Source organism: Shewanella schlegeliana (assembly GCF_016765635.1).
GTDB classification, from domain to species: Bacteria; Pseudomonadota; Gammaproteobacteria; order Enterobacterales; family Shewanellaceae; genus Shewanella; species Shewanella schlegeliana.
The window spans coordinates 403,891-429,207 of record NZ_JAESVD010000001.1 but is presented as its reverse complement, the minus strand read 5'-3'; the positions used below and the strand labels follow the sequence as shown (position 1 = coordinate 429,207).

Genomic DNA, 25,317 nt, shown 5'->3' with positions numbered 1-25,317 from the left:
CATGGGGTAAAAAGTCATCAAATAGACAGCGTATCGTAAAAAAATAGTTAAGGAACGCCCTGACCTTCCGATAAATAACTAAGTCGCCGCTAAATATAAAAAGAGAATACGATGAAAGAAGTGAAGTTCCGTTGGGTCGATAAATACCTTATCCATATGACCCTTAAATCAAAGTTTGCATTATTAGCGATTATTCCCATTATTACCCTTCTCGGACTTTCGGCGCTGCTCAACAGCGAGTACAAGCAGAACTTAGTCGAAAACCAAGTCGCACAAACTCAAGATTTCAACCAAACGCTGAGTCATACCCTCGATACCGCCTATCAATATATTCCAGAAGAAAATAGAGACGCATTTCTTAGTGCATTAAACGGTCAAGTCACCGTCTATAAGCAACAAACTGCAAGCCATCAAGTCTCGGCCTTAGCCGCAAAAGGCGGTGAAGCTAACATTCAAGGCAATAAAATCCAGAGTGTTAGCCCATTGAGTTCTCAGGGGCTAATCACAGTGTTAACAACAGGGCAAAATAGTGAAAGCCATAACGAATACCTTGCCTATATTGCAATAGCCCTATTGATCTGCATTATCCTTATCTTCAGTTACTATATTTCAAGTTTTGTTGGCGGAGCGCTTTACACCAACGTCATGGCACTGAAAAGAGCGGCTGAAGGCGATCTCACTGGGCGCCTTAATTTTTTCGAAGTTAAAGATGAGTTCAGCATTCTAGCAATTAGTATCGATACCCTAGTCGAACGTCAGCACAAACTGGTTAGTGAGATGACCAATGCCAGCTTACAGATCCGTAATGTCGTTCAAGCCTTCAGAAACACGGCACAGGAAGGACAATCTTTAGCGATGAATCAACGCCAGCATATTGACTCATTGGCAACCGCCATGGAGCAGATGACAGCTGCCGTTTCAGAGGTCGCCCGCAATGCCGAGGTATCGTCAACTGAAACTCAAGAAGCTAATGTTCAGGTCGATGCGGGCTCTCGTGATATCGCGATCACGGTAGAAGCGATTGGTGGCCTTTCAATTGAGATTGGTGATGCTTCAGAAGCTGTGAATAACCTCAATGACAATGCAGCTAAAATCGATGAGGTCGTCACCACTATTAATGCTATTTCCGAGCAAACAAACCTACTCGCTTTAAATGCTGCAATTGAAGCGGCCCGAGCAGGTGAGCAAGGCCGAGGCTTTGCAGTGGTGGCCGATGAAGTGAGAACCCTTGCTGGTCGCACGCAAGCGGCAACGGTAGAGATTAAAACCATGATTGAGGCACTGCAATCTGGCGCTCGTAACTTAAAGCAGGTGATGAGCCGTACCGTAGAGAAAGCCGAAGAAGGTAAGAAGCACGTACTAGACACAGGTAAAGATCTCCAAGGGATAGCTCACCACAGCGCCAAGGTTTATGAAATGAGTGTACTGATTGCCACCTCTGCCGAGGAACAATCTGCAGTTGCCAATGAGATTGCCACCAACCTGATGGACATTCGCAATCAATCTCATGATGTAGAACAATCGGCAAACCAGTCGGTATCGGGCTGTGACGAATTACATGCAACGGCAGAGCAATTAGATAAACTGCTTATCGGCCTAAAAATATAATTCAGTGCTACGACAAAAAGCAGCCTTTTGGCTGCTTTTTTTTGATTTAAAAGAAATTTATGCCTCCAATTAGCCGCATTCATTTACAAAAAAACAACAGGCCATATATAATTAGCTCTGAATAAAAAACATACCTTTTTTAGTACGGATACCAAATGAGGGGAATATTCATTACCTGAGCAGATAACTATCATGGTAAAGCCTAATAGACAGAGTTCAAAATTAACCGACTGGCGCACAAACTTACCGATGAAGTTTATGTTGGTTCAACTTCTCGTGGCTGCGGTCATCATTATCGCCAGTGTTGGGTTTCTAAAATCCATTGAAACTGACCGCTTAATCGATAATCAAGAGTTTTTAAGTATAAACCTCGGTAAAACCATCGTTGCGAAGCTACAGCAAAAAACCAATAAAATTGAAAACCTCGCTGTTTCTATTGGTGCGTTAGGCGAGCTTTACCAACATGATCCTAAGCAATTAAACGCTGCTATCCCTGCGCTTCTAGAACAGCCTGGACAACAAGAGGTGATACTAGGAGGGGGCGTTTGGCCTGAACCCTTTGCATTTGACCCAAGCAAACGAAAAGACAGCTATTTTTGGGCGCGAAACTCTGCTTCAGAACTGATAAAAGTCAACGACTATAACACTGATAATATCTCCCCCTATTACCAAGAAGCCTGGTACGTGCCTGCTAAATACTACCCGACAGATACAACATACTGGTCTAAGTCCTATATCGACCCCTATACTCAGAATGCGATGCTGACGGCATCGGTTCCAATGTGGCTGGAGCATCGCTTAATCGGCGTATCCACAGTAGACATCGCCCTATCGAGTCTAGATAACTTCTTTAACAGCGCAGTATCAGGCCACGGCGGTTATGTCTTCGCACTCGATCAACAAAACCGTTTGCTATCCTATCCAGACACAGATTTAGACAGTGGTGAACCACTCAATAGTCAAACCCTGTTTCAGCCCTTTAGTGCATTTACCAAAGAACATCCCTCTTTCGCCCCGCTGCAACAGACTATTAAAAAACTCGATACCGACTTTATCCGTCAGGCTGATCTCAAAAAGGCCTATGAAGATACACAACTCGCTGATGTGATAAAAAATGCCCCCGAACATGAACGCGCTAAGCTTATGGCCCTGATTAACCAAAATGCCAATAATAAACTCAAACAAGTAGAGCTTGTTGCTACCCAGCGTTTGACTAGCGACCCTAGGCTTAAAGAACCCGTTATAGTCACAGTTTTCTTAATGCCGGGAACCTACTGGAAAATCGTCTTGGTGACGCCAATGTCGAGTATTACCTATAATGCTCAGTCATTGGCAAGCTCCGTCGGTATTTATTTAGTTAGCATACAAATATTTGCCCTAATGCTACTTTTTATTGTGCAGAATAAGCTGTTTATCACGCCGATTAGCCGTATGGTTCGCGCTTTGAATGACTCCAATCCAGCCAAAATAGAGCTCATGGCAACAAACCGTAATGATGAAATTGGCATGCTGGCCAAGGCCTTTAGCTCTCGGACACACCAGTTAGAGGTCGCCCTCGCAAGCCTAGATGCGACTAACCTCGCACTAGAACAGCAATTGGATGTTCAGCAGCAGTCAAAAACTGAGTTACAAGAGAAAAAAGAGCAACTTAACTCAGTATTAAACTCTGCTCATAATTTAATTTTTATCAAGAATTTAAACGGAGAGCTCACGCTAGTAAACGACCAGTTCTGCCAGACGCTATCGCGCAAACGAGAGAATATTTTAGGGTTAAAAGATCACCTTGTTATGCCAAAAGAGATCGCCACGCTTAACCAAGAGAAAGATCGACTGGTGATTAAAGATAAAATTGAGTTAAGTTATGAGCAGAGCTTCCCTGTTGAAGGGAAACAACATATCTATCTCGTGACTAAGTTTCCTATTTTCAACGATAAGCAACAGCTGACTTCTGTAGGAACAATTGCATTTGATATCAGTGCAACTAAAGAGGCAGAACTTAAGAAGCGAGCGCAATTTGAAATACTTAGACAAGAGACCTCTGATAATATCCGCTTTATCGAAAAGCTAGAGCAGACGAATAAGCGCTTACAGAACGAGAGTCTGCAAGCTAAATTAGAGAGCAATCGGCAAAACAGTTTTGAGAAAGTGAAACATGAAAATCAAACTATTTACCCCTCTTTAGTCGCGGCAATAGTAAAACCGATTTTTAGAAAGCAAGATGATTTAGCGGCCAGCGCATATCGTCTGGCCAGTGGCGAGCTGAGTATCGCCGACTTCAACAGTAAATTAGCCAATCAAACCGAGCGACTCAGACATCTAGAGTACCTGTTATCTGCCCAAGACTATATCGCTAAACCTATCGACTTAGTGTCGCTGCTTGAGCATGTTGTCGCCCTATTGCAACCCAAGTTAACAGCTAAAAATATTGAACTAGAAATTAAGAGTGATAGCCGCCTCATTGTTGAAGGGATCCATTGGCACTACCTGCTAATATTTTACCGTGCCATCAGCAACACCATTACCGATGCGTTTTACCAACAAGGTTCTACGCAAAAGATGAAGGTCAGCTTAAACAAAGAGACTCAGCAAGTCGTAATGAAAATATATGATAACGGTAAAGGCTTTAATGAAGAGCAATTAGCCGTGCTGCAGAGCACACTCGATTGTGGCAAAGTGACGGGCACCCTATCGGCGCTTTCGGTCTGGTTAAAAAGTGAGTTCCAGGGGGAGCTTAGCGTAGAAGAGCTACCGAAAGACTCTGGTTTTAAGACCTTGGTAAACTACCAATTATCACATCGCTAGAATAAAAAAAGCACCTGCACGATACCAATTCGTGTAGGCGCTTTTATGATGACAGTAAAAGCTTGGCTCTTATACTAAGGCCTATTTCGACACATCGACAATATAGTGCCCTTGTAGCCAGTTGCGACCAATCAAGAGTTTATAAGACATCTTACTTCTGTCTCTTAGATTAACCTTAACTTTGTATTCTTGACCTGGTTCACCAATTTTGAGTTCGACCATATAACGGATCTCACTTCCTTGTGCATTTCTAATCAATGACGTTTCCACAATACGAGACTTCACCACATGGGACTCACCCTTCTCATTTTCAGTGGTAAAATGAATCACTTTGCCGACATTTTTCTCCATGTCGGGGTCTTCATTTTCAATCTTCATATCATAGGCATGTAAGGAGTTTTCAACTGCGCCGGTATCGATACGGGTTTTAAAAATTAATCCTGACTCAACAACGCTAATCGGCGCAGTTGGGCCAATAAGCTTCTTCTCTGATACATCGACAACATAACGGCCCTTAAGCCAATTTCGGCCTATCAAGAGCTTGTAATCCATGTGGCTGCGATCTCTTAAGTTAACGCGAACCTTTCGCTCTTTGCCTTTAAAGCCAACATCTAGATCGACCATATAGCGAGTTTCAGTGCCTTGGGAGTTACTCACTGTAGAGGTCTTAACTATCTTAGCTTTTAGGCGTTTTTTGTCACCGGCGTTATTCTCAGTTGTAAAAGAGACCATCTTGCCAATGTTATCTTTCATATTCTTAGCACTGCCCCCCTCAACCTCTATGTCATAGGCGTGCAGTGAGGTATTAACCGCTCCAGTGTCGATGCGCGCAACATAAGAAAGGTCGGCATGGGCCACCGACATCTTGGCCGTTGAACCTATTACCGCTTTTTCACTCGCGATGACGGAGAAAGAAGATGTGAGAATCAATAAGCACAATCCTGCTTTTTTAAGCATGGTGTTTCCTTAATATGAGAGTCATAAACCTAGACTAGTTTAGGTTTATGATAGCAAGAATTAGAGGTGAATAAAGACTGAGGTACTATGACATAAGATAGCTGTACGAATACTGGTGTAAAAGAAAAAATCATCACAAATATTCATTACTACCGATCAATATAATGACGAATTCTAACTCACTGCATTTAGTAAATAAACTGCAAAACAAACAGGCTAAACAGAACTGAAGTACAGGTGCAATGGCATGCATGCCACTTTCGATTAAAGTGGGTATTAAATAGTCTTAAGTGTCGATAAAACTGCACCGCTAACCAGACTAAAATAAAGGGCACGAATGGCAAGGACACCACTAACGGAAAAAAACCCCAGCCAAAATCGAAAGCGTTCTCACTAAAAAGCCTAATAAAAAACCAAAACAGCAGTAGACAGGCATATACAAACATATGCTGTCTATCCATAGGTTTTCCTAGCTCATTTAGCATTACAATCCCTCATTTCAATAATGCAACATTAGGCCTTTAAGCCACAGCTAACAAGTTGATAGCAAGAGAGAAATGTAACCAAATATAAAGCAACCGACATTATGCAGCGGTTAATCGAGCGACTTCTTGATCGAACAGATTCTTAATTAAACCCGAGAACTCAGTAATAAACCGAGTTTGCTCAACGGTAGCCTTATGATCGGCCACTCGAGCTAAGATCTCCTCAAGATCGTAAACAATAGCGTCGACTTCGCGGATCACCAAGTTTCTTTGGGTAAATGTCAGTGAAGGATTTTGGCCACAAACCATGATAATTTGTGCAGCTAGTTGCTCTTCAAATAGCTCCATAACCGTCTCTTCACTGGCGCTATGTTGCTGTGAGTTTTCAAATATTCCTAAATGCTCAGTTAAGTACTGGATCAGGTGTATATATCCGTCTTTATCGGTAACCATAGTCAACCTAAAATACGCAAACCTATACGCACAGCAATTAATACCGTCAGCACAAGGTGCGTAGTCAATTTATTATTTATCTTGTTGCAAGGATAGTATCTGAGTTTGTTTCTAATTGAAATCGTTCCAATTTAACCGACACGGCATTTCCCGCAACACACGCCACACTTTACAAAATAACTTAAGCGCACCTCTCCCGCTCAAACGTTTAAAGCCATTTGGAATTAACGTTATCCCCTTTAGGTTATCATTTAGGCTGCTGTTTAAGATTAAGCATAAATGAAACAGGCACCGCTTTACTAATTGCCGATAAGCCTGCAATTTCACGTAATTTATCTACTCCTGCAGACAGGCCAAAACTGTCAGCCATGACGATGATAGGCGCAACACTCGCAACAAGGATGTGAGACTCTGATAGCTTTGCGATACTCACAATAAACGCCATCTTCTGCTTCTTGCCATGTAAGCTGACTTCGGCATCAACCGTTGCAACCTTCACCGAGCCGACAGCAATGCTATTAAGCATCTTAGGATCAACGTATGCTTTTAATATCAATTTCGGATACTTATCGACTTCGAATAGTAAAGATTCCATGCGCTCATCACGAATATCGATGTTTGTTGCCACACTTGCCAAGGCGATTGAGAAATTAAATTGTCCCTTATCAGTCAAGGTTCCGGCGATGGAGTTAAAATGATGAACCTCAGCAATATCCCCCTTCTTAATGGATATAAAGTTAACTTCAGAACTGTCACTTTCAACAGTCCAAGTGCCAGCCGACGCCATCAGCGACAGAGGTAGCAATAATATGCCGATAATTAAACTTTTCATCTCCATTCCCTCTCGTGATCTAGTTTTTCATCTTAATAGTTAAGCTTAACCTAATTCAAGAGTCTGCTATCCACAGACGGCAAATTTTATACTTAAGCCCTATATTGATTCTTTATACCTATATTCATTCTTTATATTAGGACGGATCGCCAAAAACACAAAAGCCGCAAACAATGCGGCTTTTATCATAGAGATAATTAGGGAGCTAAACGGCTGTGTTGCCAGCTATCTGCGACCTTGGTATAGATAAATCGGTCATGCAGACGGTGTTCGCCTCCCTGCCAAAACTCAATACTCTTTGGCCTAACAAGATAACCGCCCCAAAACTTAGGCAGCGGTACATCCCCTTTGGAAAACTTGGCTTTCATCTCAGCAAACTTACTCTCTAGTGCTTTTCTTGCACTAATAGGACTCGATTGCTTAGAGACCCAGGCTGCAATTTGGCTCTCTTTAGGACGGCTAACGAAATATTTAAGTACCTCGGTCTTTGATAAAGGCTCGGCTACACCTGTCACTGCAACCTGTTTATCTAAACTGTGCCAGGGAAATAGAATGCTGACCTGTGCATTATTGGCAATATGCTGAGCCTTACGGCTTTCAAGGTTTGTGAAAAATACAAAGCCATCATTGTCAAAGCGTTTCAACAGTACTATTCGTTGAAAAGGTTGACCATTTTCATCAACCGTAGCCACCGACATGGCAGTAGGATCTTTGATGTTAGAATCTCGAACGACTTCGAGCCACGCGGTAAATAACTCCATAGGATCACTCGGCACCTCTTCACTATGCAATTCACCTAATGTGTACTCACGTCTAATATCACTAAGCTCCGACATCTATTCATCCTTTTATTGCGCATAAAAAAAGAAGCACTCACTGAGTGCTTCTTTAATCATAACAATCTTAGCCGTTAGACGGGAGCCTTTTAATCGACTTCCTCGACTAGATATTCTCATCTAGCATGTAAGCTCAGATGACCTATTTGATTTTGCCGTTTGATTCAGCCCAAACGTGCAGCATCTCTAGGCCTAGGGTTGCCCCTGCTAAAGCCGTGATCTCAGCGCTATCGTAAGCTGGTGCGACTTCAACCACATCCATACCTACAATCTTCATGCCTTTTAGACCGCGAATAATCTTCATCGCCTTATCGCTTGTTAAACCACCACATACAGGTGTACCTGTACCTGGTGCGAAAGCGGGATCTAAACAGTCGATATCGAAAGTCACGTATAGTGGCATATCACCAACACGCTCACGAATTTGCGCAACAATCTCATCAGCAGTCAAATCATTTGCGGTAGCCGCATCGATCACTTTAAATAGGTGATTAGCTGTATCGAACTCAGTACGAATACCCACTTGGATTGAATTCTCAGCCGCAATAAGACCTTCAATTGGAGCATGGTAGAACATGGTGCCATGATCATACTTGCTACCTTGACTATATGTGTCGGTATGCGCATCAAAGTGCAATAATGCCATCTTACCGTGCTTCTTATAGTGGGCACGTAGCAGAGGTAGTGTCACGAAGTGATCACCACCAAAACTTAGCATCGCCTTGTCCGCTTCTAAGATCTTAGTGGCGAAGTCTTCAACACGTTGAGTAAAGTCTGCAGAGTCACCACAGTTATAAACTAAGTCACCCGCATCGACGATTTTTACATGCTCGCTCAATTTGAACTGATAAGGCCAGCGAGTCTCTTCCCAAGCTAGGTTCACTGAAGCGTTACGGATAGCGCCAGGGCCCATGCGTCCGCCTGAACGGCCCGTAGTTGCCATATCGAAAGGTAAGCCTAATACAACAACGTCCGCATCACCTTCTAATGGTTTAAAATCCAGCGGCTGTCTTAAGTAACCAAATGCATTTGAATAAAGCGAATAATCAGGCTTATCTGCAATAGTGGTCATAAATACTCCATAAAGTGTCTAGAGTCACAAAACTTCGGCGAACAGGGTTTCACTGTCGGCTTGAGTATAGTGATTGTAATTAAATTCATTGAGCGGATTTAACTGTAGATCACAATTGGCAATCCTTCGATGGCAAGGAAAGTCATTATTGTTAACCTGCATATTCATCCCAATGATGTCCCAACTGCTGGGGTTCAATATTTTCAACAACTCGGCAAAAATATTGAACGAATACTGTAAAAAATTCAAGTTTGTTTCAATACTCACATAAGAGCTGTGCTCTTGAGGAGTGATATGTATGGTCAGAAACTTATCTTCAAATATGCCATTAACCGAATAACCACAGGGCTCAAATAGGTAATCATCGAAGTCAAACTCAGGCAATAATCGCTCTAGTTGCAATCGTTTGCGGATCTCATCACTCGATTGATTGTTACAGCGTAAATACTCAGCTAGCTCACCTTTTATGTGATACATCAACAAGCAGGTACTCGCATCGCTCTGTACGAATTGCTCACTACAAAAAAGGTAGTGATGATGATTATCTAAATGGCCGACTCGATAGGCGGTACCCGGAAGTTGAGCCCTTAACCTTGCAACATCATCTTCAAAACGACTTGCTTGCAAATGAGATAGAAACTCACTCTTACGCTGATAACTTAAGCTTGATATGACTTCGGTACCGATCTGCTCGATCACATGGTTAACCGCATCGATTAGACGAGTGTTACCACAGGTGATTAATAAAAGCTTACGCTCCCAAACCAACAGGCTCGACTCGCTCAGCACATAAGCATCACAAGCTTGGTTAGAAAGCTGTGATAAGATCTCAGCTCCGGCTAACGATAGTGTTTGTTGCCAAAAATTCAGTGGCAAAGATCGCAATGAAACAGCACTACAATTAACCTGTAGCTCTATTTTCTTCTCCGACCCTTCAAAAAACATCTTATCGCGATTCCTTCAATACCAGCTAAGTAATACAAGCTACTAACTTATAAAGATGAACATAACTTGTTTGAGCTGCAAGCCTGCAATTAAGTTCCTAGCTTCTTACTAAACCGAAATCTAGCAAGTAGTACTTAATAACTCGGGCTGACTTTTAATGGCTGAAAAACAAAACCAGCTTCAAGCGAACTTAAAGCTGGTTATACATATCAAGCTCGGCGGTTAGCCTTAGTTAAAACACTTAGGCTTCAACAAACATCAGGCTAACTCCCCAGCTAACAATCTGCTTATGAGAAGTCTTCTAGATAAGTGTAACCTTTTAGACCTAACTGTAGCTCTTCAAGAATGTTAGCACGCTCATCTTCTGCAATATGCTTATTTACTAACTCTTCATAGGTTCTCATAAATGAAACCGCGTCCAAGTTCACATATCTCAGTACGTCAGCAACCGTATCACCGGCTAAGACTGACTCAACATTAGTGCGCGCATCTTCGTCCAAACGAACGACCGCAGAGTTAGTATCGCCAAACAGGTTATGCATATCACCCAAAATCTCTTGATATGCACCCACTAAGAAGAATCCGATTAAATATGGGCTCTCTTGTGTCCAAGCTGGAACTGGTAACGTTGTTTCAATACCTTGACCTTCTACGTACTGATCGACAGTACCGTCAGAGTCACAAGTAATGTCTAGCATTACTGCTCGGCTTTCTGGCGCCTTATCAAGACCCGATAATGGCATCACAGGGAACACCTGATCGATACCCCATGCATCTGGTAGTGACTGGAACAGTGAGAAGTTAACAAAGAACTTGTCCGCTAACTTTTCATTTAGCTCATCGATAATCGGTCTATGGAAACGATACTTTGAACTCATGCTGCCTTGAAGTTCGTAGCAAACACGCAAGTTTACCTGCTCAGCCCACGCACGTTCTGCCAAACCTAACTGACCTACCGCAAACAAAGAATGCACTTCTGTTAGATCGCTTTGACAATCGTGGAAGATCTCAATCAAGGCGCGCTGATCGGCTTTACCGCTTACTTCAACCCATGACTGCCACATGTTGTGCAGTAGCTGAGGCGCATCATCCGCAGGCGGCTGAATATCTTCTGGTTTGTAGGCTTCAGTACCAATCACGTCTGTAAGCAGTACAGCATGATGTGCAGTCAAGTAACGGCCAGATTCTGAGATAATTCTCGGCATCGGTTGCTCGTACTCTTTACACATATCGGTCAATACACTGACGATATTGTTAGCATACTCAGTTAAACCGTAGTTCATTGAGTGGCTGCTTTGACTACGAGTACCATCGTAATCGACCGCTAAGCCACCACCAACGTCGAAACATTTAACGTTAGCGCCAAGCTTCATCAATTCACAATAGAAACGACCAGCTTCGCTAACACCTTGTCGAATGTCACGAATGTTGGCGATTTGCGAGCCTAGGTGGAAGTGCAGCAACTCTAATGAATCAAGCATATCTTCTTGCTTGAGCGAGTTAATTACCTGTAACACCTGTGCAGCACTTAAGCCGAACTTAGACTTTTCGCCACCGCTTGCTTGCCACTTACCTTTACCTTGGAACGCCAAACGAACTCGTAGACCAAGACGTGGTGTCACGCCTAGCTCTTTAGCTTGCTCAAGCACAACTTTAAGCTCAGACATCTTCTCAAGGACGATATACACCTTGTGACCAAGCTTCTCGCCGATTAGGGCAAGTCGGATATATTCTTTATCTTTGTAGCCGTTACAGATAATAACCGAGCTGGCTTTTTGTGCCATCGCTAACACTGCCATCAGCTCAGGCTTACTGCCCGCCTCTAGACCTAACTGCGGCACTTCTTTTGCCACCTGACTGGCTAGGATCTCTTCAACAACCGTTTGCTGTTGGTTTACTTTAATCGGGTATACCAGTAAGTAATCATTTTCATATTGATACTTTTGAATTGCCTGATTAAATGCCTGACAAACACTATTTACTCTATGATGTAAAATTTGTGGGAAACGCACCAAAACGGGTAAAGCCACACCTGACTTAACCATATCTTTCGCCATTTCATTCAAACCAATTTTACAATCTGGGCGGCTTGGATCCGGTGACACTGTCACCTCACCTTCATCGCTAATGCCGTATAGTCCTTGGCTCCAGTGATTTACGTTATAACTTGCGCGTGCATCATCAATAGACCAATTGCTCATATTTGTCCTAACCTGTCTATTTAACTCAAATAAGCTGATCGAATCTTTATCATTTCAATCAACTTGCGATTATTTAAATCAGTAACATCCCGATTCATCTACAAAGTACAAATTGTCTGGATCAACACTCGGTAACATCGCAAGCGCTACCCTCAATAAGTATTAACTATACCCAGTAAAATCGCCTACTAAAATTGAAGCGACTCACTTCTTTTATGGTTACTAATGAATGTATGCTGTTAAAGCTAACATGTAAAACCTAATCCATAAAAAACTATTTGTGACTTTAAATATTACCTAACCGCAGTTCGGTATTTTTTATTCAAAAGATGAGAGCACGAACGACGCACTTTTCTCACTGAATTTTTGCGGCGCAATTAAACCTTGAGACTGTTGAGAATGCAAGACTCAGATGCGCATTTAGTGCTAATTTATTATCACCTTATAATAGGGTGGTAACATAACGTACCATTTATGGCCCTAATCGTGATAAATCCCCCATTTTAATTACAGTGACTCGGTCACTTTGAGCCATTAGTTTCAACGGGCTAAAGCATATTGAAACGTTTTCCACTATAATCGCAGCTGAATTTAATCGTTACTGTTTTTAAAGTAGAGAACATCATGATCCAGATAGGCAAAACCTGTAAGCTAGAAGTCGTCAAACAAGTTGATTTTGGTGTCTATTTAGACGCTAAAGAGATGGGCCAGGTACTTCTTCCTCGCAAAGCCGTCCCAAAGGATTGCCAGGTTGGAGATATGGTCAATGTGTTTCTCTATTTAGACTCAGAGGATATGATCATTGCCACGACTCGTCGCCCCTATGCACAGGTCGGACAATTTGCTTATCTTGAAGCGACGGCCAATGGTCCATACGGTGCCTTCCTAGACTGGGGATTAGACAAAGATCTACTGTTACCGTTCGGTGAGCAGCACCGCGAGATTGAAGTGGGTAAGTCATACCTCGTTTATATCTACACCAGCCATGTCGATGACCGCATTGTTGCTTCATCTAAAGTTGAGAAGTTCCTCGATCTGACTGAGCCAAAGTTCAGAGAGGGTGAGGAAGTTAACCTTATCATCGGTGGCAGCACGGATCTGGGCTATAAAGCAATTATCAATAACACCCATTGGGGTGTTCTGTACAAGAACGAGGTTTACACTCGTTTAAGCTTCGGTCAAAAGCTCAAAGGCTTTATCAAGCGCATGAGAAGCGACGGTAAAATCGACCTGATTTTACAAAAAGGCGCCAAAGAGGAGCTGGATAAGCATTCAGTGACGATTATGATCAAGCTTAAGCAAGCTGGCGGTTTCCTGCCACTCAATGATAAGACCGATGCAGAGGTAATCTACTCTCAATTATCTATGAGCAAAAAAGCCTTCAAAAAGAGTATCGGCGGCCTTTATAAAAGCAAGCAGATCACCATATCTCCAGATGGAATCCGTCTAGCAGACTAAACTAAATGCAGATATTGCTTATAAACCCAGCAACTGCATAAAGAAGGCTTCTAAACCACCTTTGCATTAAAGCATGGCTCTGTTATAACAAAGCCATGCTTTTTTATTAAGAGGTTAATATGGAACTGACTCCACATGAAGCGCGCGTTATCGGGGTTCTACTCGAAAAAGAGATCACCACCCCTGAGCAATACCCCCTATCCCTCAACAGTTTAACCTCTGGCTGCAATCAAAAAACCAGTAGAGAACCCGTCCTCAATCTGAGTGAGTCAGAGGTACAAAATACCTTAGATACATTGACAAAAAAACGACTGGTCTCAGAGCAATCAGGTTTTGGTAGCCGAGTGGTTAAATACAAACACCGTTTCTGTAATACTGAGTTTAGCGATCTACAGCTTAAATCTTCAGAGCTAGCCGTTATCTGCCTTTTACTGTTAAGAGGCCCTCAAACTCCCGGTGAACTAAGAACTCGCAGTAATCGACTACATGAGTTTCACGATGTTAGTGAAGTCGAGGCCACATTAAACGATCTACACAGACGAGAGTCACCGCTTGTTATGCAATTGGCAAAAGAGCCTGGCAAGCGTGAGGCTCGCTATCGTCAACTTCTTAGCGAAGTCGATGCCAACTTAATGCAAGCTATGTCGACTCAGTCAAGCCAAGAAGCTGAAACGTCTAGCCAACAACAAAACAGCGAGCTGGAAGCAAGAGTCAGCAGCCTTGAGCAAGAAGTGGCAGAGCTAAAGGCGCAACTGCAAAGCTTACTTAATAATTAAGCCCCAATAACATCCTTTTACAAGGTTAAGATTAACGCCTAGCAACAATAGGTGTTAATCTGGCTTCTACACAATATCTAACGATTAAGGGATTAGTTTGCAAAACAGCTCCCCAAAAAATAGCATGCTTAAAAATACGCTATTACTCGCTCAGTTTGAGTTAAAAAAAATGCTATTTAATCCAAGAGGATTAATCGCACTCATCGCTTTTTCACTCGTTTGGCTACTTATTTTGCTCTATCCCATTAGTGGTGCATCAAGCTTCTTGCTTAATCCTGACTTTAGAGGGCTTATCGAAGGGATCTTTGGCCAGCAGGCCGTAAGTGAACTGTTTAAATGGCCTGTAGCCGAAATGGCTGTTTACTGGATAGCAGCGCTCTATATCTTCCCGCTATTTAGTATCTTTGTATCTGCCGATCAGTTTGCTACCGATAAGTCACGGGGAACTTTTCGATTCTTGACCCTTAGGGTCAGTCGAGACAGCCTATTTTTTGGTCGCTACCTTGGTCATATGGCACTACAGAGCCTGCTACTCGTGCTGACGGTTATTGCAACTGTAGTGCTTGCAGTAAGCCGAGATGCAACTCTGTTAATTCCAGCCCTGTTTTCAGGATTGATTGTCACCCTTAATCTCATCATAGTGTTACTGCCCTATACCGCGTTGATGGCGCTGTTATCGCTTTATGCTACTTCGGCCCGTCAAGCGACTATCTATGCCATCTTAGTTTGGGCTTTGATGTCAGTGAGCATCGCGATTATCAACAACTATTTACCTATTATTAGCGAACTGAAGTGGATCCTTCCTGGCTCCCAGATCTCCTTAATGATAAATACCCAAGGGTTAGGCAGCTTTGTCTATGCCCCAGTGCCTTTATTCCAAGCCATTTTGTTGCTGGTACTCGGCAGAATGTATATCAATAGGAGCGCACTATGAGTTTAGTTAGTTGCAAGGGCTTATCTAAGAGCTATGGCAGTAAGCAGGCATTAAAACAGGTCACTATAACCCTTGAAGCCGGCAGCCCTATTGCACTAGTTGGCCCGAATGGCGCAGGTAAAACCACGCTATTTAGTCTCTTGTGTGGCTACATTAAGCCATCAGCTGGTGAAGTATCTTTATTGGGAGCAAAACCTGGTAGCGCAGAACTATTGGGAAGAGTCTCATCTCTGCCACAAGATGCAGCGCTAGATCCAAACCTTGATATCATCACTCAGTTAACCCTGTTTGCCACCCTGCAAGGGTTTTCGACGAAAGCGGCAAAAGCCGAGGGGATACGAGTCTTAGGTCTGGTCGATTTGGCCGATAGCGCCCAACAAAAGCCAAAATCGTTGAGCCACGGTATGTCTAAACGTGTCTCTATCGCGCAGGCGCTTATTGGTTCACCTGAGCTGGTGTTACTCGATGAACCAACGGCAGGCCTAGATCCAGCCAATGCAAAAAAAATTAGAGAGCTAGTAAAGACCCTTTCAGGCAAAACAACCTTTATTATCAGCTCACATAATTTAGATGAACTGGAAAAACTGTGTGATCAAGTGCTCTACCTTGAGCAGGGGCAGTTAAGTCAATCAGTATCGGTGAAGGAATCGCAGCATGAAGATTACCTGACACTGACCATGCAACAATGTGATGCAGGTGAACTAGTCTCTGAAGTGATGCAGCTTGGCGATATTAGTTCTATTGAGGAGCGTCAGCCCAATGAGTTCTTAATTAAGCACAATAGCGGAGAGAACTATGCCATTGAGATTGCTCTACTGAGCTTATTTAAGCAGCACAACTGGCAGTATAAGGCGGTCTTAAAGGGAAGAACATTAGAAGAGAAACTATTCTCAAAACCTTAACCCCTGCTTTTTGGTATTTATCTTAAGGTATCCTCTTTACCTTGAGACCAAGACATAAATGGCGCCTATAGGCGCCATTTTTATTGAGCCCCTCGCATTGATACCAATTGCATTAAGCATCAGTTCACTGGGTGAGAATTCAAAGCACTGACGGCAAATTATAAACTTGAAGCTCATCGCGATTTCCGGATCTTAGCCTCAGCTTCCCCCTTACCAGCTAAACCCATTTAATTTTATATCAATCGTTCCCGGCGTAGCATACTGAGCTTTGCTGCCTTGACTGTAATACCAATCAGTATAAGCAGTTGATCTACTCAGAACGTTTTTTGGCAAACTAATTCAAGGCGAATAACTGAAAGAATGGTGCTCCCTTGTGAAGTTGTTCAACGCAGAAGTAGGCAGCCAAAAACGCTCCAGAATGGCGACCTAATCTTTATACTGATTGGTATAATTCAGTGCTTACTGATAGCCCTATTCACTCGTTCGGCAAACGACTGAGCACAATTTTAGAGAGGTAATGACTAACAATACTTGAGGTGGATTTAAGAGTAAGTGAAGCATGTTTAGCTAGTGCTGCAACTTTAACTTATGGCAGGGCTGTTTAGATGGGTTTTGAGCTTTAGTTCTGCAAGTGAGTTTTGAGCTGAGCTAATATTAATAAGCTGATGTCTAAAGCTAACACCCTAAGCTTTAAACGAAAAAAGAGCCGTGGTAAAAACCACGGCTCTTCAAAATTCTGTGTGATTAGCTAGTGCTAATCAAGCTGGTAACTTAGATAACAGTTACGTTCTCAGCTTGTGGGCCTTTTTGACCTTGAGTAACAGTAAACTGAACTTTTTGACCTTCGTCAAGAGTTTTGAAACCGTCAGAGTTGATAGCGCGGAAGTGTACGAATACGTCTGGACCAGACTCTTGCTCGATAAATCCGAAACCTTTATCAGAGTTGAACCACTTAACAACGCCAGTAACTTGAGACATAATATTGAATCCTGTAAATATAAATTAAAGCCTTAACGGCAGTAGAGCTGGAAAATGCCGGTTTACTTAATGTTAACAGGACGAACGTTGTCGTATTGAACACATAAAAATAAGCCTAACCTTCAAGCTGCAAACACTATAAACCATTCTCACCATAAGTCAACACACATTAGCATCGATATTTTGAGTCTTTTTACTTATATTTCTGCAGCTTGCTAAATAGATCAAAAAATTAAACTCTATCCGTTCAAACTTAAGCCACAACAACTGCTTAAAAAACAACCGCCAAGCTGCAACCTTTGATTTATAAGGCGCGGAAGACTTCTACTTTAAAATCTAGCTCACAGCTCAAACCTGAATTAGCCAATGCTAATTTTTGTTCTTCTGTTAATTTCCAGTTATAGGGTGTCATTTTTAGGAAGTGCCCGATGTCATCAGAATCACTGAGTGTTAACACTTGTTCAATCCGCTCCTGATGGATCAACTCAAAGCCCTCGATTCGAGATGCCTCTTGAGTGTGCTCTTTCGGGTTATCATAAATAAGCTCTTTTAGGGCGAAATGGTGTCTCGGTCCTGCACATACGGTTATCAAGATCCCACCAGACTTAATCACTCGCTTAAGTTCTACATCTAATGACGGCGCATAGATCCGCAACATAAAGTCGAAACTATCATCAGGGAAAGGCATATCGAACGCACTGGCGACACTAAAGGCAATCTTAGGGTAACGTTTCGCTGCATACTTAAGCGCGGACTTACTGATATCGACACCATAAAGCGAAAACGCTTCAGGTAAACTCTCAACCAAACGGTTAGAGTAGTACCCTTCCCCACAACCTATATCCAATCCAAAGCGTGCATCATTCAGATACTCATTGGCTAGCAGGTTGACCTTATCACTAAGTACTTGGTAATACCCCTTATTGAGGAACTCACGCCTAGCGAACATCATCTCTTTATTGTCACCAGGATCGTTCGACTTCTTCTTTTGTACAGGCAGTAAGTTCACATACCCTTCTTTGGCACAATCGAATCGATGATTTGACGGGCAACACCAAGTCTTATCTTGCTTTGTTAAAACCTGTTCACATAATGGGCAGCGGTAAATCATTTTTCAATCTCCAAAAAATGCCCTGCTTTGAAATGACAAGCTCAGGCTTACACTTTTAATTAGCATCCAAATCCGATAAGAGCAGTGCTATTTTATTGGGCTATCAACATCGTACCCGACTATCCAAGAGTGGGGGCTGATGACTCATGAACATTTAATAGAGAGCGCTTCAGAAGAACCGAACTCATTATATAGGATATAGGACTTGCGAGTATGCCTGAAAAGCAAGGTAACCTAGATAACCAATTACAACCATCACCATCAGATTGTCTGGTTCTGTTGGGTACAGATTGTTTGATAAAATTTTGCTAGACAAATGCTTACCAGCCCCTTGCAGCATGACTCAATAAACCGCAACGAGTATAAAGCGCTTCAAACGCCCCCTTCGCCCTAAAAGGGGCGGCTATTCTACTTTGCTTAGCTTTTTCGATCCAGTCAGTAAACAGCACTAACTCAAGTAAATAGGGCTATTGCGCTTAAGTAAACTAAGACATTCAAATCACTCAAGTGCTATGATAAGCACAATTATTATTTGTGATAGCCAATCAATATATGTCTACCAATAACCAACCCACCCTCTTTTGGCACGATTACGAGACTTTTGGTGCTAACCCAGCAAAAGACCGGCCTTCTCAGTTTGCTGGCGTGCGCACGGATATGGACCTTAATATCATTGGTGAGCCAGAAACCTTTTACTGTAAGGTCGCTAATGATTATTTACCGTCACCAGAGGCTATTCTTATCACGGGTATTACTCCGCAACTCGCTAACCTAAAGGGTATGCCAGAAGCTGAGTTTATGGACAAGATTAATAGTCTGTTTAGTCAACCTAAGACCTGTGTTGTGGGTTATAACTCATTGCGCTTTGATGATGAAGTGTCGCGCTACGGCTTTTACCGTAACTTTATCGACCCTTATGCCCGTGAGTGGCAAAACGGTAACACCCGCTGGGATATTATCGATCTCGTTCGTGCTTGCTATGCTTTTAGACCCGAGGGCATTAACTGGCCTGAAAAAGAAGATGGCTCTCCTAGCTTTAAGCTTGAGCAACTGACTGTAGCCAATGGCTTAAGCCATGAAAAGGCTCATGATGCGATGTCTGATGTGTATGCCACCATCGACATGGCAAAGCTGATAAAAACAGTGCAACCTAAGCTGTTTGATTATTACTTTAGCCTGAGACAGAAGCAGCAAGTATCCAAGTTCATCGATGTGCTTGATATGAAGCCACTTGTGCATGTTAGCTCGAAAATCAGTGCACTTAATGGCTGCACCACAATTATCGCACCGGTCGCCTATCACTCTACGAATAAGAACGCGGTTATTTGCGTTAACCTTGCTATGAACCTCTCTCCGCTTATTGAACTTAGCGTTGAAGAGATCCGTGAGCGCATGTATACCCGCCGCAGCGATTTAGCACCCGATGAGTTGCCTATCGGTATTAAGCAGATCCATATCAACAAGAGTCCGTTTATTGCAGCTGCTAATACGTTAACTGATGAGAATGCTGCCAGACTCGACATTGACAAGGCGTTTGCCAGAGAGCAATACCGAAGGCTTAAACAACATCCAGAACTGCGCGAAAAACTGGTTGCAGTGTTTGATGTAGAACATGAAGAGAAAGCTATCGACCCTGATCAGGCATTATACAGCGGCGGTTTCTTCAGTTCGGCGGATAAAGCTAAAATCGAGATCATCCGCAACACTAAGCCAAGCAACTTGGCAGCACTTGAACTGGACTTCGATGACTCAAGACTGGCAGAGATGCTGTTTAGGTACCGTGCACGTAACTATCCAGAAACCCTCGATGATAGTGAGCAATACCGCTGGCGCGAATTCTGTCAGTCTAGACTCAACGATCCTGACTATATTATTCGTTTGGAAAACTTGCTTGAAGAGACCGAGCAAGATGAATCTAAGCAAAAATTATTACAGGCTTTATGTCATTATCTTAGAAGCCTATAAGCTTTATCGGCGACAACTGAGATCTTCGTCTCATTCTAGTTGTAACAAGATTACTAGAATGATACTTCTTTAGTGTTAATAAAAAGGAAATAGCATATGCAGGACAGGTTCTTAAAAAGCGTAGCCAAGTTACCGGAGCCACTAGCAACCGCTATCGTACCAATACTGAATAAAGATTTTGCCGGCCATATTGATGCTCAGCAACTAGAACAGCTTCAAACGGCAAGCAAGATGGAGCTAAACGAACTACTTTTAGCCCTACTTCCCATTGCTGCAGCTTTAGCTAGACCGCCTATCAGTGATTTTCATGTGGGTGCCATCGCTAAGGGTAAGAGCGGCGATATCTACATGGGCGCGAATATTGAACTTCCAGGTGAAGCACTATTTCATTCTGTTCACGCCGAACAGAGCGCCATTAGCCACGCATGGCTAAGCGGTGAAAGCATTATTGAAGACATCATTGTCAATGCGTCTCCTTGCGGACATTGCCGTCAATTTATCAATGAGCTCGTTGAAGGTGCTAAAGTTAACATCCACCTACCACTGCAGAAAGTTGAGCCACTATCTCATTACCTACCTTATGCATTTGGTCCAAGCGATCTCAATATCACAGAGCCTTTGCTCACTAAGCAGCAGCATACGCTGACATTAGATTCTAACGACCCGATGATCATTGAAGGACTCGATCATGCGGGGCTAAGTTATGCGCCGTACACCAAGACCTACGCTGCTGTCGTGTTAGAAACAAAAGATGGTGCGACCTATTGTGGTCGTTATGCTGAAAACGCAGCATTTAATCCATCGATGCAGCCAATGCAGATGGCACTGTCTACCATGGCGCGTCATAACCGCGATTTCAGCGAGATTAACCGCGCCGTATTGATAGAGTCTTCTAAAGGGGTGATCTCACTCGTTGGTGCCGCTATGGACGCTCTACACAGTGTTGCGGCAGTCGAGCTTGAACATATTGTGGTTGAGCCAGAATAGTCTCCAATCTGTTCAACGAAGAAAAGGACCACATTTGTGGTCCTTTTTTATTCTGGCTGTTTATCGGCTAAAGCTAAGGTCGGTTAACTGCGATTCTTCTCAAGCTTTGCGAATAAACTCGATGTATCCCAGCGCTTACCACCGATGGACTGTACTTCTGAGTAAAACTGATCGACTAAAGCCGTTAGCGGTAAGTGCGAGCCATTGCGACGTGCCTCATCTAGCGCAATACCTAAGTCTTTACGCATCCAATCGACGGCAAAGCCAAAATCATATTCGCCTTTCCACATGGTTTGATAACGATTTTCCATCTGCCATGATTGCGCCGCGCCCTTACTGATCACTTCAACGACTTTTTCACCGTCTAAACCCGCGCTTCGCGCAAAATGCAGTCCTTCAGCGAGTCCCTGAACCACACCAGCAATACAAATTTGGTTGACCATCTTAGTGAGCTGCCCCGCACCAACCTCGCCTAATAACTCAGCGCAGCGTGCATAAGAGTCAATTACAGGCTTAGCGCGCTCAAACGTTGCTTGTTCGCCGCCGGCCATCACTGTTAGTACGCCGTTTTCGGCGCCCGCCTGTCCGCCCGATACCGGTGCATCGATAAAGCCAATATCCAATGGCTTAGCAATATCTGCGATCTCTCGAGCCACATCGGCGGATGCGGTGGTATGATCAACCAAAATAGTCCCTGCACTCATTCCCGCCAATACACCGTTATCGCCCAACGTCACTTGACGCAAGTCGTCATCGTTGCCGACACATACAAACACCATATCTTGGCCGATTGCGGCCTCTCTAGGGGTAAGCTGATACTCACCGCTGAACTCTTCCGTCCAAGCCTTAGCTTTTGCTTCAGTACGGTTATAAACCGTAACCTGATGACCATGCTTAACTAAGTGACCAGCCATGGGATAACCCATCACACCTAAACCTATGAACGCAACCTTAGCCATTATATTTCCTATTGTAGGGAGTATTTTTTGCCCCATTCTAAAGGCTAGAAGTGATAGAAAACAACTTTATTGAGGCAATAAAAAAGCTAGCCCGATGGCTAGCTTTAATGAACATAAACTTTAACAGAGCTAAATCACTAAACCTGCGGCTGCAGATCCAGATGGGCCTGCATCTCTGCACCAATCTTCTTACGCATCTCCATCAATCTAATGGCAGACTCTCGTAATTCGATATCTGCAGCTGACGTAGGCTTCCAGTCAGGCACTTCTGTCGGTTGGCCTTCATCATCAACCGCAACCATGACTAGGACACAGTGCGTTGTTAGGGCTCTTTCAGTTACCTTAGGATCGCCAGCTCTTACATCAATGGCAAGGTGCATAGAAGTTCTACCCGTATAGATGATCTTCGCGCTGACTTCGACGATATTGCCCACATGAATAGGCTTAACAAATCGAATACCGCCAGCATAAGCAGTAATACAATACTTACCACTCCAGCCCGCAGCGCAGCCATAACCAGCGAGGTCAATCCACTTCATTACGGCGCCGCCGTGTACTTTACCGCCAAAGTTCACATCTGCCGGTTCTGCTAAGAACCTCAGTGTTAATTGTCTTTCTGTGCCTGCCATATCTGGTCTCAATAATTTTGCCATCTATTGAGTATTTTACGTCAAATTCGGCCTTGCGGCACGCTTTAACCAAACTGACTGACGAAAAAGCTACCAGCTAACACGGTCGGTAATGCTAAACGATAAAGCCAAAGCTGTGATTTCTCACCTAGCAATCTACCACCATTAAATAAAGTGTAGGCTCCAATACCTGCAAGAAACAATGCCATCACTTCAATGCCTGCAAGGACGCTGTTGGCGTTACTCACATCGATCGCGGCAATCAGTAGCGCAAACCAAACCACAGTAAATGCAGCGACAGCTAAGTTGAAGGTTTTAACTCCCAATTGCAACTTGGGAAAGCGTACTAATGACTCACCTCGAATAAGCTCATTAATATTGGCAGTGATAATGCCTAGAATTGGCATGATAGGAATAACAATTGGATTAAGCACTTTTCGTGTCCCTTAGGTATGACCTACATTGAGCCCATCTTGCGTGAGCTGAGAGCTGCAGTATCTGCCTATTGAGATCCGAATTCTAGAGACTTATCACCACATTAAACAAGGTTAATCTGGCCGATATATTGATTTAATATTTGGCTGAAATTGTGTGAATCACTTCAAATTTCAAGCTGCTCCAAACACAAAAAAGCGCCCTTGGGCGCTTTTAAATGTTCGGTCAATCTAGCTGACTACACTTTTTTAAACAGTAGTGAGCCGTTAGTGCCACCAAAACCGAATGAGTTACACAATCCGTAATCAAACTTATAATCACGAGCAGTGTGAGCTACAAAGTCAAGGTCACAGCCTTCATCAGGGTTATCTAAGTTCAGTGTTGGCGGTACGACTTGATCTTTAAGAGCAAGAATCGTCACAATCGCTTCAACTGAACCTGCAGCGCCTAACAGATGACCTGTCATAGATTTTGTTGAACTCACTAACAAGTCGTAGGCATGGTCGCTAAATACAGACTTAACCGCGGCGGCTTCAGCCTTATCACCCGCGGGTGTTGAGGTGCCATGAGCGTTGATGTAACCGATCTCTTCACGGGCAACTTTGGCGTCGTTAATTGCATTAACCATTGCCGCAGCAGCGCCAGCACCATCACTTGGTGGTGATGTCATGTGGAACGCATCACCGCTCATACCAAAACCCACTAATTCAGCATAAATCGTCGCACCGCGCGCTTTTGCATGCTCGTACTCTTCCATCACCATCACACCTGCGCCGTCACCGATAACGAAACCATCACGATCTTTATCCCAAGGACGACTTGCCGCCTCAGGATCGTCATTACGGGTAGACAATGCTTTAGCTGAGCCAAATCCTGCCACAGCTAATGGACACGTCACATCTTCAGCGCCGCCAGCAACCATCACATCAGCATCGCCATAAGCAATCGTACGCGCAGCAAAGCCAATATTATGCACGCCTGTTGTACAAGCAGTAGTCACAGCAAAGTTCGGGCCTGTCATGCCGTATTTAATCGAAAGGTGTCCAGCAATCATGTTGATGATCGTGCTTGGAACGAAGAAAGGCGATACTTTACGTGGACCGCCCTTTAATAGTGCTGCATGGTTTTGTTCAATTAGTGGCATACCACCCATACCAGCACCAATAGCGGTACCGACACGAGCAGGGTCTAACTTATCCATCTCAAGACCTGAGTCTTCAACGGCTTGAATGCCTGCAGCCATACCGTATTGAATAAACAAGTCCATCTTACGTGCGTCTTTGCGAGGCATGTACTGCTCGACATCGAAGTCTTTAACAGAACCGCTAATGCGAGTCGAAAACTCACTAGCATCAAATTTAGTTATCGGCGCGATACCACTCTTACCAGAAACCAGGGCTTTCCAAGAAGAGTCCACTGTATTTCCCACTGGGCTAACTAAGCCTAAGCCCGTTACGACTACTCGACGTTTAGACACGCGGTCACCTTTTTACTTTAAAAATGAATAATGATGATAGCTGCAAAGAGATTGAACTACCAATACCTACACCCTGTACTTGAAAACACGGTTTCAAAGGGTATGTGCCAGTTCTGGTTGGAATAATACTTACCTAGGTTAATAAGTATTGATAATGCGAAGATAAAAAAGTTTACTCAACCAGTGGCTTTTACAAACAAAAACAGGCGGCAAAAATGCCGCCTGTTTTCAAGAATTCTAGATTACTGATTCTTAGAAACGTAATCGATCGCTGCTTGAACAGTAGTGATCTTTTCAGCTTCTTCATCAGGGATCTCGGTGTCAAACTCTTCTTCTAGAGCCATAACCAACTCAACAGTGTCTAGAGAATCTGCACCCAAATCGTCAACGAAAGATGCTGCTGATTTAACGTCTTCTTCTTTAACACCTAGTTGCTCGATGATGATTTTCTTTACACGTTCTTCGATGTTGCTCATTAGTTTTCTTTCCTATTCAAATTACGCACTTGCGCAAGA

General features: G+C 43.4%; 23 protein-coding genes. 8 read left to right on the top strand and 15 right to left on the bottom strand.

What is annotated here, in order from left to right:
- Positions 1-111: 111 nt before the first annotated feature.
- Both JMA39_RS01950 and JMA39_RS01945 read left to right on the top strand, forming a co-directional pair.
- Positions 112-1,608 carry a methyl-accepting chemotaxis protein gene (locus JMA39_RS01950; RefSeq protein ID WP_202720150.1) on the top strand — a complete coding sequence of 499 codons (1,497 nt, stop codon included), beginning with the start codon at positions 112-114 and terminating at the stop codon, positions 1,606-1,608.
- Between the two features lie 192 nt (positions 1,609-1,800).
- Positions 1,801-4,410 (top strand): PDC sensor domain-containing protein, encoded by a 2,610-nt coding sequence (locus JMA39_RS01945; RefSeq protein WP_202720149.1) that lies wholly within the window; start codon positions 1,801-1,803, stop codon positions 4,408-4,410.
- Between the two features lie 81 nt (positions 4,411-4,491).
- Here JMA39_RS01945 and JMA39_RS01940 read toward each other — a convergent pair whose 3' ends face one another.
- From JMA39_RS01940 to speA, 8 genes are all read right to left on the bottom strand, one after another.
- Entirely contained in the window at positions 4,492-5,367 is an 876-nt protein-coding gene (locus JMA39_RS01940) for a putative ATP-dependent zinc protease (RefSeq protein ID WP_202720148.1), read from the bottom strand.
- A gap of 188 nt (positions 5,368-5,555) precedes the next feature.
- A complete protein-coding gene (locus JMA39_RS01935) occupies positions 5,556-5,828 on the bottom strand; it encodes a hypothetical protein (protein ID WP_237732531.1) in 273 nt (90 codons plus the stop codon).
- A gap of 123 nt (positions 5,829-5,951) precedes the next feature.
- Positions 5,952-6,305: a DUF3802 family protein gene (locus JMA39_RS01930; protein ID WP_202720146.1), complete on the bottom strand. Its 354-nt coding sequence runs from the start codon at positions 6,303-6,305 to the stop codon at positions 5,952-5,954.
- A gap of 247 nt (positions 6,306-6,552) precedes the next feature.
- A complete protein-coding gene (locus JMA39_RS01925) occupies positions 6,553-7,137 on the bottom strand; it encodes a YceI family protein (protein WP_202720145.1) in 585 nt (194 codons plus the stop codon).
- A 197-nt stretch (positions 7,138-7,334) separates the two neighbouring features.
- Positions 7,335-7,973: a pyridoxamine 5'-phosphate oxidase gene (pdxH, locus tag JMA39_RS01920; RefSeq protein ID WP_202720144.1), complete on the bottom strand. Its 639-nt coding sequence runs from the start codon at positions 7,971-7,973 to the stop codon at positions 7,335-7,337.
- Positions 7,974-8,115: 142 nt separating this feature from the next.
- Positions 8,116-9,045: an agmatinase gene (gene speB, locus JMA39_RS01915; protein ID WP_202720143.1), complete on the bottom strand. Its 930-nt coding sequence runs from the start codon at positions 9,043-9,045 to the stop codon at positions 8,116-8,118.
- Positions 9,046-9,069: 24 nt separating this feature from the next.
- A complete protein-coding gene (locus JMA39_RS01910; RefSeq protein ID WP_202720142.1) occupies positions 9,070-9,990 on the bottom strand; it encodes an adenosylmethionine decarboxylase in 921 nt (306 codons plus the stop codon).
- Between the two features lie 287 nt (positions 9,991-10,277).
- Positions 10,278-12,191 carry a biosynthetic arginine decarboxylase gene (gene speA / locus JMA39_RS01905; protein ID WP_202720141.1) on the bottom strand — a complete coding sequence of 638 codons (1,914 nt, stop codon included), beginning with the start codon at positions 12,189-12,191 and terminating at the stop codon, positions 10,278-10,280.
- Between the two features lie 624 nt (positions 12,192-12,815).
- On the opposite strand from speA, the gene JMA39_RS01900 reads away from it, so the two are divergent.
- The 4 genes from JMA39_RS01900 (at position 12,816) to JMA39_RS01885 (ending at position 16,261) form a co-directional block, all read left to right on the top strand.
- Positions 12,816-13,649 (top strand): CvfB family protein, encoded by an 834-nt coding sequence (locus JMA39_RS01900; protein ID WP_202720140.1) that lies wholly within the window; start codon positions 12,816-12,818, stop codon positions 13,647-13,649.
- A 119-nt stretch (positions 13,650-13,768) separates the two neighbouring features.
- Positions 13,769-14,425: a YceH family protein gene (locus JMA39_RS01895; protein WP_202720139.1), complete on the top strand. Its 657-nt coding sequence runs from the start codon at positions 13,769-13,771 to the stop codon at positions 14,423-14,425.
- Positions 14,426-14,549: 124 nt separating this feature from the next.
- Positions 14,550-15,359, top strand: coding sequence for an ABC transporter permease (locus tag JMA39_RS01890; protein ID WP_202720353.1), 810 nt, complete (start codon positions 14,550-14,552; stop codon positions 15,357-15,359).
- Positions 15,356-16,261: an ABC transporter ATP-binding protein gene (locus JMA39_RS01885; protein ID WP_202720138.1), complete on the top strand. Its 906-nt coding sequence runs from the start codon at positions 15,356-15,358 to the stop codon at positions 16,259-16,261. The genes JMA39_RS01890 and JMA39_RS01885 overlap by 4 nt, the downstream gene beginning before the upstream one ends.
- 771 nt (positions 16,262-17,032) lie before the next feature.
- Here JMA39_RS01885 and JMA39_RS01880 read toward each other — a convergent pair.
- Both JMA39_RS01880 and rlmA read right to left on the bottom strand, forming a co-directional pair.
- The gene (locus tag JMA39_RS01880) at positions 17,033-17,239 is read right to left on the bottom strand and encodes a cold-shock protein (protein WP_011865413.1); all 207 of its coding nucleotides are present in this window, start codon (positions 17,237-17,239) and stop codon (positions 17,033-17,035) included.
- Positions 17,240-17,543: 304 nt separating this feature from the next.
- Positions 17,544-18,350, bottom strand: coding sequence for a 23S rRNA (guanine(745)-N(1))-methyltransferase (gene rlmA / locus JMA39_RS01875; RefSeq protein WP_202720137.1), 807 nt, complete (start codon positions 18,348-18,350; stop codon positions 17,544-17,546).
- 552 nt (positions 18,351-18,902) lie between these two features.
- Between rlmA and sbcB the strand changes: the two genes are divergently transcribed.
- Positions 18,903-20,315 carry an exodeoxyribonuclease I gene (gene sbcB / locus JMA39_RS01870; RefSeq protein WP_202720136.1) on the top strand — a complete coding sequence of 471 codons (1,413 nt, stop codon included), beginning with the start codon at positions 18,903-18,905 and terminating at the stop codon, positions 20,313-20,315.
- A gap of 96 nt (positions 20,316-20,411) precedes the next feature.
- Positions 20,412-21,302: a cytidine deaminase gene (cdd, locus tag JMA39_RS01865; RefSeq protein WP_202720135.1), complete on the top strand. Its 891-nt coding sequence runs from the start codon at positions 20,412-20,414 to the stop codon at positions 21,300-21,302.
- Positions 21,303-21,385: 83 nt separating this feature from the next.
- Here cdd and JMA39_RS01860 read toward each other — a convergent pair whose 3' ends face one another.
- From JMA39_RS01860 to acpP, 5 genes are all read right to left on the bottom strand, one after another.
- Positions 21,386-22,261, bottom strand: coding sequence for an NAD(P)-dependent oxidoreductase (locus JMA39_RS01860; protein WP_202720134.1), 876 nt, complete (start codon positions 22,259-22,261; stop codon positions 21,386-21,388).
- Positions 22,262-22,398: 137 nt separating this feature from the next.
- Positions 22,399-22,890: an acyl-CoA thioesterase gene (locus JMA39_RS01855; RefSeq protein ID WP_202720133.1), complete on the bottom strand. Its 492-nt coding sequence runs from the start codon at positions 22,888-22,890 to the stop codon at positions 22,399-22,401.
- 65 nt (positions 22,891-22,955) lie between these two features.
- Positions 22,956-23,324: a hypothetical protein gene (locus JMA39_RS01850; RefSeq protein WP_202720132.1), complete on the bottom strand. Its 369-nt coding sequence runs from the start codon at positions 23,322-23,324 to the stop codon at positions 22,956-22,958.
- 239 nt (positions 23,325-23,563) lie between these two features.
- Positions 23,564-24,802 carry a beta-ketoacyl-ACP synthase II gene (gene fabF / locus JMA39_RS01845; RefSeq protein WP_202720131.1) on the bottom strand — a complete coding sequence of 413 codons (1,239 nt, stop codon included), beginning with the start codon at positions 24,800-24,802 and terminating at the stop codon, positions 23,564-23,566.
- Between the two features lie 242 nt (positions 24,803-25,044).
- Positions 25,045-25,278, bottom strand: a complete 234-nt coding sequence (gene acpP, locus JMA39_RS01840) for an acyl carrier protein (RefSeq protein ID WP_011496723.1) — start codon at positions 25,276-25,278, stop codon at positions 25,045-25,047.
- Positions 25,279-25,317 lie beyond the last annotated feature (39 nt).

Coding starts and splice junctions, on each gene's coding strand:
- speA (WP_202720141.1), bottom strand. CDS start 12,191: ATGAGCAATTGGTCTATTGATGATGCACGCGCAAGTTATAACGTAAAT.
- JMA39_RS01895 (WP_202720139.1), top strand. CDS start 13,769: ATGGAACTGACTCCACATGAAGCGCGCGTTATCGGGGTTCTACTCGAA.
- JMA39_RS01885 (WP_202720138.1), top strand. CDS start 15,356: ATGAGTTTAGTTAGTTGCAAGGGCTTATCTAAGAGCTATGGCAGTAAG.
- JMA39_RS01890 (WP_202720353.1), top strand. CDS start 14,550: ATGCTTAAAAATACGCTATTACTCGCTCAGTTTGAGTTAAAAAAAATG.
- JMA39_RS01910 (WP_202720142.1), bottom strand. CDS start 9,990: ATGTTTTTTGAAGGGTCGGAGAAGAAAATAGAGCTACAGGTTAATTGT.
- JMA39_RS01925 (WP_202720145.1), bottom strand. CDS start 7,137: ATGAAAAGTTTAATTATCGGCATATTATTGCTACCTCTGTCGCTGATG.
- sbcB (WP_202720136.1), top strand. CDS start 18,903: ATGTCTACCAATAACCAACCCACCCTCTTTTGGCACGATTACGAGACT.
- pdxH (WP_202720144.1), bottom strand. CDS start 7,973: ATGTCGGAGCTTAGTGATATTAGACGTGAGTACACATTAGGTGAATTG.
- JMA39_RS01950 (WP_202720150.1), top strand. CDS start 112: ATGAAAGAAGTGAAGTTCCGTTGGGTCGATAAATACCTTATCCATATG.
- JMA39_RS01900 (WP_202720140.1), top strand. CDS start 12,816: ATGATCCAGATAGGCAAAACCTGTAAGCTAGAAGTCGTCAAACAAGTT.
- cdd (WP_202720135.1), top strand. CDS start 20,412: ATGCAGGACAGGTTCTTAAAAAGCGTAGCCAAGTTACCGGAGCCACTA.
- JMA39_RS01855 (WP_202720133.1), bottom strand. CDS start 22,890: ATGGCAGGCACAGAAAGACAATTAACACTGAGGTTCTTAGCAGAACCG.
- JMA39_RS01860 (WP_202720134.1), bottom strand. CDS start 22,261: ATGGCTAAGGTTGCGTTCATAGGTTTAGGTGTGATGGGTTATCCCATG.
- JMA39_RS01935 (WP_237732531.1), bottom strand. CDS start 5,828: ATGGATAGACAGCATATGTTTGTATATGCCTGTCTACTGCTGTTTTGG.
- speB (WP_202720143.1), bottom strand. CDS start 9,045: ATGACCACTATTGCAGATAAGCCTGATTATTCGCTTTATTCAAATGCA.
- rlmA (WP_202720137.1), bottom strand. CDS start 18,350: ATGATTTACCGCTGCCCATTATGTGAACAGGTTTTAACAAAGCAAGAT.
- JMA39_RS01940 (WP_202720148.1), bottom strand. CDS start 5,367: ATGCTTAAAAAAGCAGGATTGTGCTTATTGATTCTCACATCTTCTTTC.
- JMA39_RS01930 (WP_202720146.1), bottom strand. CDS start 6,305: ATGGTTACCGATAAAGACGGATATATACACCTGATCCAGTACTTAACT.
- acpP (WP_011496723.1), bottom strand. CDS start 25,278: ATGAGCAACATCGAAGAACGTGTAAAGAAAATCATCATCGAGCAACTA.
- JMA39_RS01945 (WP_202720149.1), top strand. CDS start 1,801: ATGGTAAAGCCTAATAGACAGAGTTCAAAATTAACCGACTGGCGCACA.
- JMA39_RS01880 (WP_011865413.1), bottom strand. CDS start 17,239: ATGTCTCAAGTTACTGGCGTTGTTAAGTGGTTCAACTCTGATAAAGGT.